This is a genomic window from Variovorax durovernensis, from assembly GCF_977011995.1.
Window position 1 is genome coordinate 579877 of the sequence record NZ_CDRNCW010000001.1, and the last position, 14991, is coordinate 594867.

Below are 14991 nucleotides of genomic sequence, written 5' to 3' on the forward strand. Positions count from 1 at the left end.
CACGATGCCGCAACCCATTCCGCCGCACCGTGGGCTGCACGTGCCCGGCGTGCATGGCTACACCGATCGCAAGAGCGTGGCCGCCGGCGAGGTGGTGCGCTTTCACCTGAGCAGCGACGTGCCCTACGCGCTTTCGGTGTGCCAGCTCGGCCCCGATGTCGAAGGCCGCACGGCCGACACGGTGTTGCACGCCTTCGCGCCCTCGGCGGCGCGCGTGCATCCGATCCACCCCGGTTCCTACGTGCAGGTGGCACGAGGGATCGACCAGCCGCTGCGCGCTCTCACGCTGGAATGCTGGGTGCAGGTGTGGAGCATCGGCACGCGCCAGAGCGTTGTTGGGCAATACGACCTGCCGGGCGCCTGCGGCTATGGTCTTTTCATCGACGAGGCCGGGTGCGCGGTTTTCTATCTGGGCGACGGCGCTGCGTTCCGTGCGGAAGGCCAGCTCGCGGGCGGTGCGTTGCGGCCCAAGCGCTGGCACCATCTTGTCGCCACATGGGACGGCGAGCAGACGGTACTGTGGATCGACGGCGAAGCGGTCGCGCGCGGCCGGTGGACCGGTCCGGTGCAGCCTGGCCATGCGCCGCTGCGCCTGGGCAGCAGCGGCATCGATGGCCTGGCGGATGCGTTCCTGGAAGGCGACATCGTCATGCCCGCGATCTATTCGCATGCGCTGCAGCCGGCCGAGGTGCGCGCGCGTTTCGCCGACCGCGGCCTGCACACGCCGCGCGGTCGCACGGTGCTGGCCTGCTGGCCGCTTCGCGAGGAGCGCGGCGACACCGTGGCCGACGCCAGCGGCCAGCAGCGCACCGGCCGTATCGTCAACCACGGCACCTGGATGATCGTCGGCCCCGCCTTCGAGCCGCGGCGCGTGGACGAGTTCTCCGACGACGGCTACGACCCGCTGGCCGATGCCACGCGCGGCCATGGCCTGCGGCTGGCGAGCGACGACCTGTACGACTGCCGCTGGCCCGAGAGCCATACCTTCCGCATTCCGCCGGATGCGAAGTCCGGCGTGTACGTGGGCCGCGTGCACTACCAGCTTGACGGCCGGCCGGCCGAATACGACATCAGCTTCATCGTGCGCCGCGCCGCCCAGCGGGCCCCCGCGCCGGTGCTGGTGCTGTGCGCCACCAACAGCTGGCTGGCCTATGCCAGCACGCCCTTTGCGAAGAACACGGCGAGCGATCCGGTCTGGCCGCGGCGTTCGGCGGGCCTGGAGAACAGCCATCCCGAGGCCCCGGCCTACTGCAGCTACACCTACCACCGCGGCGGCCAGCCGACCTACCAGGTGGGCCTGCGCATGCCTTGGCCCAATGCCAGCCCCAACGCGCTGTACGACCCGGCCGACGCGGGCTTTTGCCAGTGGACCCGGCTGGAGCGCCGGCTGCATGTGTGGCTGGACCAGGCCGGCTACGACTACGACGTGGTGAGCGACCTCGACCTGCACCGCGACCCCGGGCTGCTGAAGGCCTACAAGACCGTGATCGTCAACGGCCACAGCGAATACTGGTCGCTGCCTGCCTGCGACGGGCTCGACGACTACCTGTCGGGCGGCGGCACGGCCATCGTGCTTTCGGGCAACACCATGTACCTGCGCGTGAGCTACAACGAAGAGTGCACGGTGATGGAGCAGCGCAAGGTGCTCGGCGCGAACGACGAAGACAGCGAGGAGGCAGCCAAGGTGCGTCCACCGGCCGGCCCCTACGGCGAGCAGTACCACTCGCAGGACTGGGCGCGAGGCGGCCATTTCAGGCAGGCCGGGCGTTCCTGCGCCGAGATCATCGGACTGGAGTCGGCGGGCTGGGCCTTTGCCGACGGCGGCGATTTCGGCGTGTACCACGCAACGCAGCCGCGGCACTTCCTGTTCACGCAGCCGCATGCACTGGGGCTGACCGAGAGCGCGACTTTCGGCCATGCGCCGGGCGGCGGCCTGCCGCGGGCCATCGGTCACGAATGGGACCTGAGCGTGGCGACGCTGCGCCGCATGACGCACGCGCTGCCGGCCGGCCAGCAGCTGCCCGAGCCGCAGCGCGGCATCGAGGTCATCGCGCAGGGGCGCCGCCACCGGCCCGGCCGGCTCGACGCCTACCTCGACTACTTCTCCAACGTGACCGAGTCGCTCGACGGACTCTCGGCCGAGATGATCTATTGGGAACGCCCGCAGGGCGGCCGCGTGTTCAACGCCGGCGCCGTGGGCGCGAGCTGGGTGCTCGGCGTCGATCCCTGTTTCGAAGGGGTGCTGCGAAACGTGCTGCATCACTTCGGCGTCCGGCCCGCGACGGGCGCGGACCTTGCAGTTCAACCATCCCTGGAGCACGAAGCACCATGAGCACACTCGCCCCACGCGCCGCCGAGCTATCCGAACCCGCCGAGCCAGCCTCCCGACAGAGCACGCTGAGGGTCATCACAGCCATTTCCATTGGCAATGCGCTGGAGTGGTTCGAGATCGTGATCTACGGCTTTCTCGCCGTGACCATCTCCAAGCTGTTCTTTCCCGCGGAGAACGACACCGTGTCGCTGCTCATCACGCTGGGCACTTTCGGCGTGACCTTCGTGATGCGCCCGGTCGGCTCGCTGGTGCTCGGCGCCTACGCCGACGCCAGGGGGCGCAAGAACGCGCTGACGCTGTCGATGGCCCTCATGCTGCTTGGCACGCTGCTGATCGCGGTGTCGCCGACCTTCTCGCAGATCGGCCTTTGGGCGCCGGGGCTCGTGATCCTCGCGCGGCTGCTGCAGGGCTTTGCGGCAGGCGGCGAATTCGGCAGCGCCACCGCGCTGCTGGCCGAGCAGGATCCGCGGCGGCGCGGCTTCTTCTCGAGCTGGCAGTTCGCGAGCCAGGGCATTACCACCTTCCTGGCGGCGGGCTTCGGCATGGGGCTCAACACGCTGCTCACGCCCGAGCAGTTGCTGTCCTGGGGCTGGCGCATTCCGTTCTTCTTCGGCCTGCTGATCGGGCCGGCCGGCCTGTACATCCGCCGCCACCTCGACGAAGGCATGGAGTTCAAGCGCGCGGCGCAGGAGGCCACGCCGGTGCGCACCACGCTGGTGGACCAGCGCGGGCGCACGCTGGCGGCGATGGGGCTAATCATCCTCGCGACCATCGTGGCCTACACGGGCCTCTTCATGCCCACCTTCGCGGTGCGCCAACTGGGCCTGCCGCCGTCGATGGCCTTCGCCGGCACCTTCTGGTTCGGGTTGCTGCAGTTCGCGCTGGTGCCGGTGTTCGGCTGCCTGTCGGACCGGGTGGGGCGCCTGGCCATCATGCGCAGCGCGGCGCTGGTCATGCTCGTGATGATCGTGCCGCTGTTCTACCTGCTGGTGAACCATCCGTCGGTGCCGGCGCTGATGGTGGCGCTCACCGCCATGGGCGTGGTGGCCTCCGCTTACTGGGGGCCCATCTCCGCGGCGATGTCCGAGCTGTTCCCGGCGGCCACGCGCGGCACCGGCCTGTCGGTCAGCTACAGCTTCGGTGTGGCGATCTTCGGCGGCTTCGCGCCTTTCATCAGCGCGTGGCTCATCACGGCCACAGGCAGCAAGATCGCGCCGGCGTTCTACGTGGGCTTCGGCGTGCTTGTGAGCCTGGCGGCGCTGCGGGCCGCCCGCCGGTACGGCGTGAAATAGCAGCTTTTTCCAAGTCGCGGTGGCGCGCCTTGCCTACGCTCCTGTCATCCCACAACTTCCCGGACGAATGACCATGCGAGCCAGCGATGCGCAACGACAACACAAGACGGACGCCTTTCATCGTCTCCACACCGTCCCCGCCCCGCTGGTTCTCGTCAACGCCTGGGACGCCGTCAGCGCCCGCATCGTCGAGCGCGCGGGCGCTACAGCCATCGGCACCACCAGCGCCGGCATGGCCTGGGCGTTCGGCCATGCGGACGGCGAGCGCATGCCTGCCGGCGAACTGATCGCGGCCTGCACGCGCATCTGCCGCGTTGCCGGCGTGCCGGTCAGCGTGGACATCGAACGCGGCTTCGGCGACAGCACGCAGGCGGTGCGCGATGTGGCCGGCGCGCTGTTCGACATGGGCGCGGCCGGCATCAACATCGAGGACGGCACGCGGCCGGGCATGCGCGAGCTTGCGCCGCCGGAGGTGCTGTGCGAGCGCATCGCCGCCATTCGCAAGGTCGACGCGCGCTTCTTCATCAATGCGCGCACCGACGCCTACTTCGTGCCCTGGGACGACCCGGCGGCGCGCTTCGACGAGGCGCTGCGCCGCGCGCGGCTGTACGCGGCGGCGGGCGCGGACGGCATCTTCGTGCCCGGCATGTCCAGCCTCGAGGAGATCGCTGAGCTGGCCAGCGCAGTGCGACTGCCCCTGAACGTATACGCCGGCTATGCGGGCGCTCCGCCGGCCGACGAGCTTGCGCGCGCAGGCGCGCGGCGCATCAGCCTGGGCTGCGGCCCATTGCAATCGGCGCTGGGGCTCGTGGGGCGCATCGCCGGCGAAGCCTTTGCGCAGGGCCGCTTCGACGCGATGGGCGAGGGCATGCTGTCGGTCGGCGAGATCAACGGGCTCTTTCCCGCCACGCCCTGAGCCGCCTGCCGCCGGGGCGGGTTCGGGTACAGTGGGCGCCCCTTGCCGCAGCCGACCCCGCCAGAACCCATGTCCACGCACAGCATCCGCCTCGACGCGGTGACGCTGGTGCGCGGCAACCAGCATGTCTTCGAAGGGCTCACGCTGAGCCTGCAGGAAGCGCGCATCGGCCTGATCGGCGACAACGGGGCCGGCAAGAGCAGCCTGTTCCGGCTGATCAGCGGGCTCGACCAGCCGCAGCAGGGGCGCGTGACCGTGCATGGCCTCGATACGCAGGCCGACCGCAAGCAGCTGTCGAAGCACGTCGGGCTGATGTTCCAGAACCCCGACGACCAGATCATCTTTCCTACCGTGGCCGAGGAACTGGCCTTCAGCCTCACAGCACGCGGCGAGACGCGCCAGGCGGCGCGGCAACAGGCGCGTGACTTCCTCGCAATGCGCGGGCTCGAAGCCTGGGCCTCGCGCGCGGTCGGCGAGCTGAGCCAGGGGCAGCGCCAGCAGGTGTGCCTGCTGGCCTTGCAGATCAGCGAGCCAGCCACGCTGCTGCTGGACGAGCCTTTTGCCAGCCTCGACCTTTTGAGCCAGGCGCGGCTGGCCGCGCAGCTCGAAGACACCGGCCACCAGATCGTCGTGTCCACGCATCTGCTCGAACACGTCTACGACTTCGAGCGCGTGCTGTGGCTCGACCAGGGCAAGGTGCGCGCCGACGGGCCGGGCCGCGAGGTGTGCGAGGCCTATGCCGAGAACGTGCGCGAACGCGCCGCGCTGGAGCGAGGCCGCCGTGCGTAGCCTCTATTCGGAACAGCCGACGTGGATGCACGCGATTGCGGCGTGGGCCAAGCTCGCGGTGCTGTCGGTGTGCGGCACGCTGCTGGTGCTGGTCGAGCGGCCTTTGCCGCTGGCCGTGGCCTGCGTCGTGGTGCTCGGCATCTTCGCGTCGCTCGGGCCGCCTGCGTGGCGCCGCGTGCGCATGCTGCTCGGCGTGGCGATAGCGGGTGCGTTGATCATCGGCTTCCACTGGGCCATGGGCACGACCGCGCTGGGCGTGGCCAGCGCGCTGCGGCTCGCCAGCGCGGCCACGCTGGCGCTGATGCTGACGCTGACCACGCGCTTCGAAGACCTGCTGGCGGTGCTCGAAGCGGTGCTGCATCCGCTGCAGCGCGTGGGTGTGCCGACCGAGCGGATCGCGCTCGGCCTTGGCCTGATGCTGCGCTTCGCCGAAAATTTCTATGTGCAGTGGCAGCGCCTGGACGACGCCTACCGCGCCCGCGCGGGCCACGGCGGCGGCTTGCGGCTGCTGGCGCCGCTGACCATCCGCACCCTGCAGACCGCGGAGCGCGTGGCCGATGCGCTGGCCGCACGGCTCGGCCGCTGAGCTTCTTCTCTTTTTCTTCGATTGCGATTGACCGCCATGACCACCACCGGCTCCCTCAGTTCGTCCCGCTCCCTGTCGTACATCGCGCTGTTCGCGGCGCTGATGGCGGTGTTCGGCCTGATCCCGAAGATCGACCTGCCGTTCGGCGTGCCGATCACGCTGCAGTCGCTGGGCGTGATGCTCGCGGGCTGCCTGCTGGGGCCGCGCCGCGGCTTCCTGGCCATCGCGCTGTTTTTGCTCGCGGTGGCGCTCGGGCTGCCGCTGCTGCCGGGCGGCCGCGGCGGGCTGAGCGTGTTCGTGGCGCCGGCCGGCGGCTTCCTGTTCGGCTGGATGTTCGGCGCCTTCGCCTGCGGCCTGCTGATGCGCCTGGCGATGCGGCGCATGGCCGGCGCCACCGGCACGGGCCTGCTGGCCGCTGCCTTCCTGGCGTCGGTGGTCGGCGGCATCGGCGTGGTCTACGCCTTCGGCATCGTCGGGCTTTCGCTGATCGCCCACATGTCGCTGTCGCAGGCCGCGCTGGCGATGCTGGTCTTCATTCCCGGCGACCTCATCAAGTGCGGCATCTGCGCGATGCTCGTGCAGACGGTCATGCGCGGCATGCCGGGCTGGCGGCTCGACCGCGACTGATCGGTCTTCCTCAGCCGGGCCGCGCGCCCTGCCTGTTAAATACCGTGGCCGACAGGTAGTTCTTGCGCGGGCCGCGCACCGTGTGCCGGATCTCGAACGAGCCGTCCGGCAGGAAGCGGTAGCTGCTGTCATAGGTGTCGGGCGTGCACAGGTGCACGGCCGAGCCGGCGAGCGCCGCGCCGTCGCGTTCGATACCGATGGCGTGGAATAGGCGCGGCGGGGTTTCGGCGAAATGCACCACGAAGCCGCCCGGCGCGCGCTCGAAGAGATATTCGCGATGCCCGTCGAATTCCTTGCCGTCGGCCAGCCGTATGCGGCCTTCCTCGCGGTACTTGAGCATGTCCGGAGCGACCTCCGTGAACACCGCGGTGCCGGTCATGGTGGCCTGGCCCTCGATGGTTCGCGCCAGGACCCAGGCGCCCGCCAGCGCATCGAAGACGGTGTCCGGGCCGCCCCACGGAGCCAGGGGCGGAAGGGTGGAAGAGGGGGGCTGCGCGCTCATCCCGGCACTCTACGACAAGCCGTTTTCTCCTTTCCGGAGTCGTGATTGTTTCCACCGTGTGAACACCGCGGTTCCATTTTCTAAGGGTTTTTACTTAGAGATCGGCGCACAATTCTTTCCATGGACCAGCCCTTCAGCTGATCCAGACCAAGAAACAAGAACCGAACCAATTGAAGGACATCCAAATGACCGCCTCGAAGCTCCTCTCCGCTATCTCCATTGCCCTGTTGGCCGCCGCTGGCGCCGCCCACGCCGAAACCTATGAAGGCGTGCATCAGCTGACCTCGGCCGCCAGCCGCGCCGACGTCGCCAGCCAGGCCGTCGTGGCCGCGCACAGCGCCAACCCCTACGCCACCGGCGCCAACGCCGGCCCGGCCCAAGTGTTCGTGTCGAACACCAGCCGCGCTGCCGTCCGTGCCGAAGCTGTTGCCGCAGCGCACAGCGCCGACCCGTACGCAGAAGGCGCTTCGTCGGGCGTGGCTCCCGTTCTGGCCAGCACCGTGGACCGTGCCGCGGTGCGCGCAGCAGCCCGTGCCGCAGCTCGCGGCGACGCCCTGCCGCTGTAATCTTCGGCAGCATGCCCGCTTCGGTGGGCATCTTTCAATAAAAGGCCGGACCGTGCATCTGCATGGTCCGGCCTTTTTGCGTATGGCGATGCTCATGGCCGGCTCATACGGCGTCCGTATCATGGTCTGCATGCAAATCCAACATTTCGACATCAATCCCGGTCAAACTGCACTCATCTCCATCGATCTGCAGAACAGCAACGTGGCCCGGCAGCTTGCGCCGCATGCCGCTGCCGACGTGGTGCAGCGCGGCAAGCGCATTGCCGACAGCCTGCGCGAGGCCGGTGGCACGGTGGTCTGGGTGCGTGTGGACGTGGCGGCGTTGCTGAGCCTGCCGGCGGATGCATCCATCAGCCGGCCCGCCGGGTCGCCGGTGCCGCCGCCCGAGTTCTCCGAACTGGTGCCCGAACTCGAAGTGCAGCCCGCCGACGTGCGGATCACCAAGCGCCAGTGGGGTGCCTTCTACGGCACCGACCTCGACCAGCAGCTGCGCCGCCGCGGCATCAAGACGCTGTTGATGAGCGGCATCGCGACCAACTTCGGCGTCGAATCCACGGCGCGCGCGGCTTTCGACCGTGGCTACGAACTGGTGTTCGTGGAAGACGCGATGACTTCGCTCGCGGCCGAGCCGCACGACTTCGCGAACCAGCAGGTGTTCCCGCGCATGGGCCGCGTGCGTTCGACCGAGGTGGTGCTGGAGGCCATCGCCGCTGCTGCCGGCCAGCAGCAGCGCTGATTCAGCGGGCAGGCAGCAGCCGCAGCGGGGCGACGAGGAAGGGCGCGGCGTCAACTGCGTCCGTCTCGTGGACCGTGACGAACCACAGCGCCGCCCCGCCATCCTCAGGCCGCGTGCACAGCGTGCCCGTGTAGAGCAGCCGCGCCGCTTGCGCGTCCTCGCACTGCATGACGGTCTCGTCGCAGCAGGTGTCGGGCAGCGAGGGGGCGCCGCGCTTCATCAGGCGCAGCGTGAGTCGCACTGGCGCCGTCGTGCGCTCACCCTCGCTGGCATTGGGCGCAGTCGCGCGCAGCCGCAGTTCGAGCGGCTCGCCGATGCGCAAGCCCTCGCCGCGCTCCAGCCGGATGTTCTCCAGCGCCACGCGCACGCGGCGCCGCTCGCGCAGCGTGGTGCAGACGAACACCACGGTCAGCACCGAGAACATCGCGAACACCGGCAGGCCGACCAGCATCCAGAGCCATTGCCAGCCTCCGGCCAGTGCCCAGGTCATGGCCTGGAAGCCGAAGACCGCGAAGAAAGCCAGCACCGCGAGCGCGATCAGCCAGCCGAGCCAATCGGCGGGCGACTTCGGTGCGCGCTCGGTGGCCTGTGGTGCGCCCGAAGTCCATTCTTCCGGGAGCCGTTCGTCGATGGCGGGCTGGTGCTCTTGCATGAAGGCGCGGAGCATAGCTGCCGTCTCCGCCAAAAGGCGCATTGCCTTGCCGCTGGGCATCCCGCATGATGGTGTGGTGCGGAAGGGCAGGCCGCGAGACCTCATGCTTTCGCATTAATGCGCCATAGTGGTGCAGTCGGGCGAAAATACGAAGCGCTCCTGCCAGGAAAAAACGAAAGCACGATCCGTCGCCACCGAGGTGGCAACCCCTTACGCATGGCCCTTACTCTCGACCCCGAAGACACGCGCGGACGCATCCACGATCTCGTGTGGTGCGGCTTCCATCCCGACGCCGACGTCGAATGGATGATCACCGACGAGTATCTGGACCCCGACGAGCTCACGGCCGAAGACCGTGCATGGATCAAGGCCGAGGCAGCGAACGCATGCGCCGCCAAGCGCGCCGCCGAGGCAGGTTGGCCTGCGCTGACCGAATACGACCGGCTCGACGCCGTGTTCGCGCAGCTGCGTGCCGAGAAGATCATCGCGCTGCATCGCGCCGGCAACTCGCTGGCCGACGGGCATGACGACGTGCGCGAGCAATGGCGCGCCGCGGGGCGCCTGGCGTCGGGCATCCGCGGCTGCTGCTTCTATCACTCGCAGGATCTCGACACGGCAGTGCGCACCGGCCGCCTGCACCTGGCGTTCAGCGGCGGCATGATCCCCGAGATCGACCAGCGCGAGGCCAACACCGTCGTCGTGGGCCGCCGCATCGTCGAGCTGCTGCGCGCCGCGGGCTTCGGCGCGCACTGGAGCGGCGACATCAACGAGCGCATCGAAGCCGACCTCGGCCAATGGCGCAAGCGAGGCCCCTCCGCGTGAGCGTGCAGGCCTGGCAGCCGCCGCGCCGCATCGACGCCATCGATTTCTGGCTGCGCTCGCGGCTGCTGGCCACTGCCCATGCGCTGCGCGAGGCGCTGCGGCCTTCGGCCCGGCGCTGGCACGCCGGCAGCCACGCACTGGCAGATGCGCCGGTCATTGCGCAATACCGCACGCCCCTCTGGTCCGATGGCCGCGCCGACGAATTTCCGCTGGTGGCCGGCAAGGTGCAGAACCTGCGCGTGGCGCGCCGCGCCTTCGATGCAGTCGAGGTGCCGGCGGGCGAGCTGCTGAGTTTCTGGCGCCAGCTCGGCCGGCCTGCTGCCTGGCGCGGCTTCGTGGTCGGGCGCGAAGTGCGCGGTGGCTGCGTGGTGCCGACGCTGGCCGGCGGCCTCTGCCAGTTGTCGAACGCGCTGGCGACAGTCGCTGCGCGCGCGGGGTTCGAGCTGGTCGAGCGCCACGGACACACGGCGCGCATCGAGCAGGCCGACGAGGCCGATGGCGATGCGATCGACGCGACGGTGTTCTGGAACTACGTCGATCTCAAGCTGCGCGCCAGGCACGCATGGCGGCTCGAAGTGGAGCTGACCGACAGCGAGCTGGTATTGCGCATCCGCGCCCGCTTGCCGTTCCCGGCGGTCGTTGCGCCGCTCGTGCTGCGGCGCGCGAACGAGGTGGATGCGCCAGCCGCAATGCCTCTGGCTCGCGGCTGCCTGAGCTGCGACCAGGCCGCGTGCTTTCGGCACCGCCCCCGCATCGACATCGAGCCGCAAGGGCGCACCGCCGTGCTGGTGGACGGCTGGACGCCCGAGTTCGCGCGCTACCTGCACGCCGCGCATCCGCAGGCCGAGCGCATGCAGCCCGTGCCGCTGCGGCTCGCGTTCTGGCGCCGGCCCGCGACCGGCTGGCACCGCGAAGCCGTCGCTGAAGGTACGCAGGCCGCGCAAACGCTGTGGGCCGTGAGCCTGCGGCGGGCGCTGTGGCAGCGGCTCTGGGCGCGGCACGCGGGGCGGCGGCAGGCGAGCCTGATCGACGGGCAGCGGTGGCTCGCGCTGGCATTCGCCGCGCGGCTGAAGCCGGCGCACACGCAACTGGTGGTCGAGCAATCGCTGCTGCCGCATCTGCAACGTATCGGCGCGCTCGACGGACGCCGCGTCACCGTTCTGGCCGGTGCATTGCCGATGGCCGAGATCGAGCGCAGGCTCGATGCTGCCGCGAACCATTGGCCCGGCGATGAAACGCTGCGCGACTTCCGCGCCGACCCCGCGCTGGCGCGCGCCGAGGCGCAGGCCCTTGCGCGGGCGGTGGCCGTGGTCACGCCGCATTGCGAGGCCGCGGCGCAGATCGAGCGGCTCGCGCCGCGGGCCGCGGTGGTGCGGCTCGACTGGGTGCTGCCCGAGGCCAAGGCCGTCGCCAGTAGGCGAGCCGACCCGCCCCTCGTCGTGTTCGCGGCAAGCGCATTGGCCCGCAAGGGCGCGCGCGAACTTGCCACCGCGCTGCAAGGCTGGCCGTGCCGCCTGCGCGTGCTCGGCGCGCCATCGAGCGACGTGCAGCTCTGGCAAGGCATTGCGCAGGTCGAGCACATGAACTGGCAGGGCGATGCGCTGGCGGGCGCAAGCGTGGTCGTGCTGCCGGCGCACATCGAGCATGCGCCGCGCGCGGTCCTGCGGGCGGTGGCGGCCGGCGTGCCGGTGCTGGCCTCGACCGCCTGCGGCCTCTCGGCCCTGCCCGGCGTGCATGAGGTCGCGCCGGGCGACGTGGAATCGCTGCGCGCCGCCTTGCGGGCTGCCTGCAATCCCTGAACGGAGAACAACACACTTGGCATCGATCGAACAGGCCCGAGCGGCCCTGGCTCCCCATGGCACGCTGGCGCCGCAATCCGCGGCGGAGCACTGGCGCGGCGACATCGCGCTGCCGCCCGCCATCGAGGCTTTCTACGCACAGGTCGGTCCGCTCGGCGAATGGATCAACGACCGCGTGGGCCATGCGGGCCTCTCGATTCCGACTGCCGGCAACGACTTCAGCATCCCGCCGCTCGCGCGCCTGTGGCAGCTGCAGGCCGGCTACCGCTGGCACGGCATCACCGGCGAGCGCCTGGCCAACTGGCCAGATCACTGGCTGGTGGTGGCCGACCAGGGCGCGGACCCGTTCATCTTCGACCTGCGCACCGGCGCGATACAGTTCGCCTTCCACGGCGCGGGCGCGTGGCAGGACGACGAACCGATCTTTGCCGACATCCTCGAGATGGCGGCGTGCCTTGGCACCATGGGCCAGGTCTGGGAGGAAGCGGGCGACGACATCTTTCTGGACGACGATTCCGTCAATCCGCTGTATCGCGCGCGGCTGGTCGAACGGCTGTCGCCGCTGCTCGGCGGTGCCGCGGCGGCAGAAGGCCTGGCCGCCGCGTTCGACTGGTAGCGGCACTGCGCAAGCAGGCAATCAAGAAAAAGAACACGGAAGCACTTCATGACCATCGACCTCCAGACGCTCAAGTGCGGCGAATGCGGCAGCAGCGTGCTCAAGCGTACGGGCCTCAACGAATACACCTGCGAGCACTGCGGCTCGGTCACGCTGGTCGAGGACAACGTGTCCGACCGGCTGGAGCGCGTGCTCGACCAGGTGAAGAACGAGGCCGGCCGGCGGCTCGCGGCCGAGGAGGCGCTCAAGCAGAAGCTGCTGCTGCGCAAGATCGGCATCGGCGTGATCGCGGTGCTCGGCGTGGTGCTGGTGGGGCGCATCGTGGGGCTGTTCATCGGCTCCGGCAAGCCGTCGCCCGATGCGCGCCCCGCCGCGGTGGCCGCGGTCGACCGCACCATTCCGCCCGACGGCCTGAAGCTCGGCGAGCCGCGCCAGGTGCTGGTGGGCACCGGCAGCTCGGCCCTGCCCAAGCTGCTGGTGGTGGCGCGCAACGAGACCGGCAAGCCGCTGTCGCGTGCCGGCGTGCGCGCCATCTACTACGACGGCGACTCGCGGCTCGACGAGCGCAGCGAGATGCTGCCGGTGTCGGTGCTGCAGCCCGGCGAAAGCGCGCCTGCGCTCATCGACATGCCCAGCGGCAAGAACATCACGCGGCAGGAGCTGCGCGTGCAGAAACTGGCCGAGCCCTACAGTGCCACCGAGGGGCCGCGCATGACCTTCTCGCGCGTGCGGCTTGTGCAGCAGGGCGAGCGCGTGCGGCTGGTGGGCCGCATCGCCAATGCGCGCACCGACGGTGTGATGGTCGGCGGCATCGAGGTGCTGGCCACGCTCTACGACGACGCCGGCCAGGTCATCGGCATCGGCCACGGCTACGGGCAGGCCAACGAAATCCAGCCGGGCGCGCAGACCTCGGTGGACGTCAGCATCGCGCGCTTCGGCCGCGCGGCGGCCATTGCGGCGTGGGACTACCGAATCGGCTACAGCGTCGTCGAGGCATCGGGCGCGCGCACGCCGGTGCTGAGCGCCGACCGCGTGATCCGCGCCACCGGCGGCCCGGAGAACTTCAACCCCGAACTGCGGCTGGGCACCGACGACCTGCTGGCCGGCGACAGCGAGCGCTTCGACGCGAAGCAGCTGGAGCTGCTGCCGCTGATCGACGGGCGCAACAACATCCAGCAGCGGCTGTTCCTGACCGAGCTGGTGAACCGCAGCGCCGACGCGATCGTGCTTGCGCCGGGCGGTGTGATCTCGCGTTTCAGCGGCAGCAAGGCGCGCGGCACGACCAACATCTCGGGGCTGGCCTACCTCTACCCAGGCGAGCGTTTTCCGATCTTCCTCGAGCCGGAAGACATGGAGAAGCTGACCGAGACCCGCATCGAGTGGAAGCCGATGCGCCGCGCCGCCATGCCGGGCCCGCGCAAGCCGCTGGAAGTGCGGGTGACGGGCACCAAGGCCCAGACCGGCAGCGTGCTGCTCAACTTCAGCCAGCGCTTCACCTACAAGAGCGTGGAGGTGACGGGCAGCGTGAAGAACCCGGGCAACGGCATCGTCGGCAAGGTGCGGCTGTGGGTGAGCCTGCGCGACCGCGGCGGGCAGCTCACTGGCTTCAAGCTGGTGGAAAACCTGCCGGCCATCGCGCCGGGGGAGAGTGTGCCGTTCCAGGTGAACGTGGAGCAGAACGGCCGGGACTTCGCGAGCGTGACCACGCTATACCAAACCGAATAGCCCCTCCCGCGACGGCGTTGGGCGGTTCGCGCCATGATCGCGCCATGATTCCGTTATCGATCCTCGACCTTTCCCCGATCACCGAGGGCAGCGACGCCGCGCAGTCGTTCCGCAACTCGCTCTCGCTGGCGCAGCATGGCGAGAAGCTCGGCTACACGCGCTACTGGCTGGCCGAGCACCACGGCATGCCGGGCATCGCGAGCGCGGCCACGGCGGTGTTGCTGTCATACGTGGGCGCGGGCACGTCCACCATCCGCATCGGTGCCGGCGGCGTGATGCTGCCGAACCATTCGCCGCTGGTGATCGCCGAGCAGTTCGGCACGCTCGAATCGCTGTACCCGGGGCGCGTCGACCTGGGCCTGGGCCGCGCGCCCGGCTCCGACCAGCGCACCGCGCGGGCATTGCGGCGCAACCTCGAATCGGACTCCGACCAGTTTCCGCAGGACGTGATCGAGCTGATGGACTTCATGTCGAAGAACCCGCAGCAGGCGGTGCGCGCCGTGCCCGGCGCGGGGCTCGAGGTGCCGGTGTGGATCCTCGGCTCCAGCACCTTCGGCGCGCAGCTCGCGGCGCACCTGGGGCTGCCCTATGCCTTTGCTTCGCACTTCGCGCCGCAGCAGATCATGCAGGCCATCCAGATCTACCGCGAGACCTTCAAGCCATCGGCGCAGCTGCAGAAGCCTTACGTGATGCTGGGCTTCAACGTGTTCGCGGCCGACACCGACGAGGAGGCCGAGTTCCGCGCCACCTCGTGGCAGCAGGCCTTCGTGAACCTGCGCAGCGGCCGGCCCGGTCGCCTGCCGCCGCCGGTGGAAAACTACCGCCAGAAGGTCGGCCCGGCCGAGAACGCCTTGCTCGACTCCGTGCTGTCGTGCTCTGCCGTCGGCTCGGTCGAGACGGTGAAGAAAGGCGTCGAAGAATTCGTCGCGCGCACCGGCGCCGACGAACTCATGATCACCTCGCAGGTGTTCGATCACGCTGCCCGGCTGCGCTCCTATGAGCTGCTCGCCGGTGCGTTCGGGCAGAAGTAA

The 14991-nt window shown here is 69.7% G+C and carries 15 protein-coding genes; 13 read left to right on the forward strand and 2 right to left on the reverse strand.

The features are described 5' to 3' along the window. The first annotated feature begins 4 nt into the window (after positions 1-4). The 6 genes from ACWV14_RS02680 (at position 5) to ACWV14_RS02705 (ending at position 6542) form a co-directional block, all read left to right on the forward strand. The gene (locus ACWV14_RS02680) at positions 5-2332 is read left to right on the forward strand and encodes a N,N-dimethylformamidase beta subunit family domain-containing protein (RefSeq protein WP_454902443.1); all 2328 of its coding nucleotides are present in this window, start codon (positions 5-7) and stop codon (positions 2330-2332) included. Next, the gene (locus ACWV14_RS02685; protein ID WP_454902444.1) at positions 2329-3624 is read left to right on the forward strand and encodes an MFS transporter; all 1296 of its coding nucleotides are present in this window, start codon (positions 2329-2331) and stop codon (positions 3622-3624) included. Before ACWV14_RS02680 ends, ACWV14_RS02685 begins: the two co-directional genes overlap by 4 nt. Before the next feature lie 73 nt (positions 3625-3697). Beyond that, positions 3698-4540, forward strand: coding sequence for an isocitrate lyase/PEP mutase family protein (locus tag ACWV14_RS02690; RefSeq protein WP_454902446.1), 843 nt, complete (start codon positions 3698-3700; stop codon positions 4538-4540). Between the two features lie 69 nt (positions 4541-4609). Then, on the forward strand, positions 4610-5329 hold the full coding sequence (locus ACWV14_RS02695; protein WP_454902448.1) for an energy-coupling factor ABC transporter ATP-binding protein: 720 nt from the start codon (positions 4610-4612) through the stop codon (positions 5327-5329). After that, positions 5322-5915: an energy-coupling factor transporter transmembrane component T family protein gene (locus ACWV14_RS02700; protein WP_454902450.1), complete on the forward strand. Its 594-nt coding sequence runs from the start codon at positions 5322-5324 to the stop codon at positions 5913-5915. Before ACWV14_RS02695 ends, ACWV14_RS02700 begins: the two co-directional genes overlap by 8 nt. 36 nt (positions 5916-5951) lie before the next feature. Beyond that, the gene (locus ACWV14_RS02705) at positions 5952-6542 is read left to right on the forward strand and encodes a biotin transporter BioY (RefSeq protein WP_409194702.1); all 591 of its coding nucleotides are present in this window, start codon (positions 5952-5954) and stop codon (positions 6540-6542) included. A 10-nt stretch (positions 6543-6552) separates the two neighbouring features. Here ACWV14_RS02705 and ACWV14_RS02710 read toward each other — a convergent pair whose 3' ends face one another. Then, entirely contained in the window at positions 6553-7044 is a 492-nt protein-coding gene (locus ACWV14_RS02710) for a DUF6314 family protein (RefSeq protein WP_454902452.1), read from the reverse strand. Between the two features lie 185 nt (positions 7045-7229). On the opposite strand from ACWV14_RS02710, the gene ACWV14_RS02715 reads away from it, so the two are divergent. Next, positions 7230-7610 (forward strand): helicase SNF2, encoded by a 381-nt coding sequence (locus ACWV14_RS02715; RefSeq protein ID WP_454902454.1) that lies wholly within the window; start codon positions 7230-7232, stop codon positions 7608-7610. A gap of 130 nt (positions 7611-7740) precedes the next feature. Next, the gene (locus ACWV14_RS02720; RefSeq protein ID WP_454902456.1) at positions 7741-8346 is read left to right on the forward strand and encodes an isochorismatase family protein; all 606 of its coding nucleotides are present in this window, start codon (positions 7741-7743) and stop codon (positions 8344-8346) included. 1 nt (position 8347) lies between these two features. Here ACWV14_RS02720 and ACWV14_RS02725 read toward each other — a convergent pair whose 3' ends face one another. Beyond that, positions 8348-9013, reverse strand: a complete 666-nt coding sequence (locus tag ACWV14_RS02725; protein ID WP_454902458.1) for a hypothetical protein — start codon at positions 9011-9013, stop codon at positions 8348-8350. Between the two features lie 201 nt (positions 9014-9214). On the opposite strand from ACWV14_RS02725, the gene ACWV14_RS02730 reads away from it, so the two are divergent. The 5 genes from ACWV14_RS02730 to ACWV14_RS02750 are packed head-to-tail and all read left to right on the forward strand — an operon-like array spanning position 9215 to position 14991. Then, positions 9215-9820 carry a DUF6891 domain-containing protein gene (locus ACWV14_RS02730; RefSeq protein WP_422088636.1) on the forward strand — a complete coding sequence of 202 codons (606 nt, stop codon included), beginning with the start codon at positions 9215-9217 and terminating at the stop codon, positions 9818-9820. Beyond that, positions 9817-11619: a VanW family protein gene (locus ACWV14_RS02735; protein ID WP_454902460.1), complete on the forward strand. Its 1803-nt coding sequence runs from the start codon at positions 9817-9819 to the stop codon at positions 11617-11619. Before ACWV14_RS02730 ends, ACWV14_RS02735 begins: the two co-directional genes overlap by 4 nt. A gap of 16 nt (positions 11620-11635) precedes the next feature. Next, positions 11636-12235 (forward strand): hypothetical protein, encoded by a 600-nt coding sequence (locus ACWV14_RS02740; RefSeq protein WP_454902462.1) that lies wholly within the window; start codon positions 11636-11638, stop codon positions 12233-12235. A gap of 48 nt (positions 12236-12283) precedes the next feature. After that, positions 12284-13960, forward strand: coding sequence for an FxLYD domain-containing protein (locus tag ACWV14_RS02745; RefSeq protein ID WP_454902464.1), 1677 nt, complete (start codon positions 12284-12286; stop codon positions 13958-13960). 44 nt (positions 13961-14004) lie between these two features. Beyond that, on the forward strand, positions 14005-14991 hold the full coding sequence (locus ACWV14_RS02750) for an LLM class flavin-dependent oxidoreductase (RefSeq protein WP_454902466.1): 987 nt from the start codon (positions 14005-14007) through the stop codon (positions 14989-14991).

What these genes read in the sequence shown, in the direction of transcription:
- ACWV14_RS02680 (WP_454902443.1), top strand. Translation starts at nt 5, where the DNA reads ATGCCGCAACCCATTCCGCCGCACCGTGGGCTGCACGTGCCCGGCGTG.
- ACWV14_RS02685 (WP_454902444.1), top strand. Translation starts at nt 2,329, where the DNA reads ATGAGCACACTCGCCCCACGCGCCGCCGAGCTATCCGAACCCGCCGAG.
- ACWV14_RS02690 (WP_454902446.1), top strand. Translation starts at nt 3,698, where the DNA reads ATGCGAGCCAGCGATGCGCAACGACAACACAAGACGGACGCCTTTCAT.
- ACWV14_RS02695 (WP_454902448.1), top strand. Translation starts at nt 4,610, where the DNA reads ATGTCCACGCACAGCATCCGCCTCGACGCGGTGACGCTGGTGCGCGGC.
- ACWV14_RS02705 (WP_409194702.1), top strand. Translation starts at nt 5,952, where the DNA reads ATGACCACCACCGGCTCCCTCAGTTCGTCCCGCTCCCTGTCGTACATC.
- ACWV14_RS02710 (WP_454902452.1), bottom strand. Translation starts at nt 7,044, where the DNA reads ATGAGCGCGCAGCCCCCCTCTTCCACCCTTCCGCCCCTGGCTCCGTGG.
- ACWV14_RS02715 (WP_454902454.1), top strand. Translation starts at nt 7,230, where the DNA reads ATGACCGCCTCGAAGCTCCTCTCCGCTATCTCCATTGCCCTGTTGGCC.
- ACWV14_RS02720 (WP_454902456.1), top strand. Translation starts at nt 7,741, where the DNA reads ATGCAAATCCAACATTTCGACATCAATCCCGGTCAAACTGCACTCATC.
- ACWV14_RS02725 (WP_454902458.1), bottom strand. Translation starts at nt 9,013, where the DNA reads ATGCTCCGCGCCTTCATGCAAGAGCACCAGCCCGCCATCGACGAACGG.
- ACWV14_RS02730 (WP_422088636.1), top strand. Translation starts at nt 9,215, where the DNA reads ATGGCCCTTACTCTCGACCCCGAAGACACGCGCGGACGCATCCACGAT.
- ACWV14_RS02745 (WP_454902464.1), top strand. Translation starts at nt 12,284, where the DNA reads ATGACCATCGACCTCCAGACGCTCAAGTGCGGCGAATGCGGCAGCAGC.
- ACWV14_RS02750 (WP_454902466.1), top strand. Translation starts at nt 14,005, where the DNA reads ATGATTCCGTTATCGATCCTCGACCTTTCCCCGATCACCGAGGGCAGC.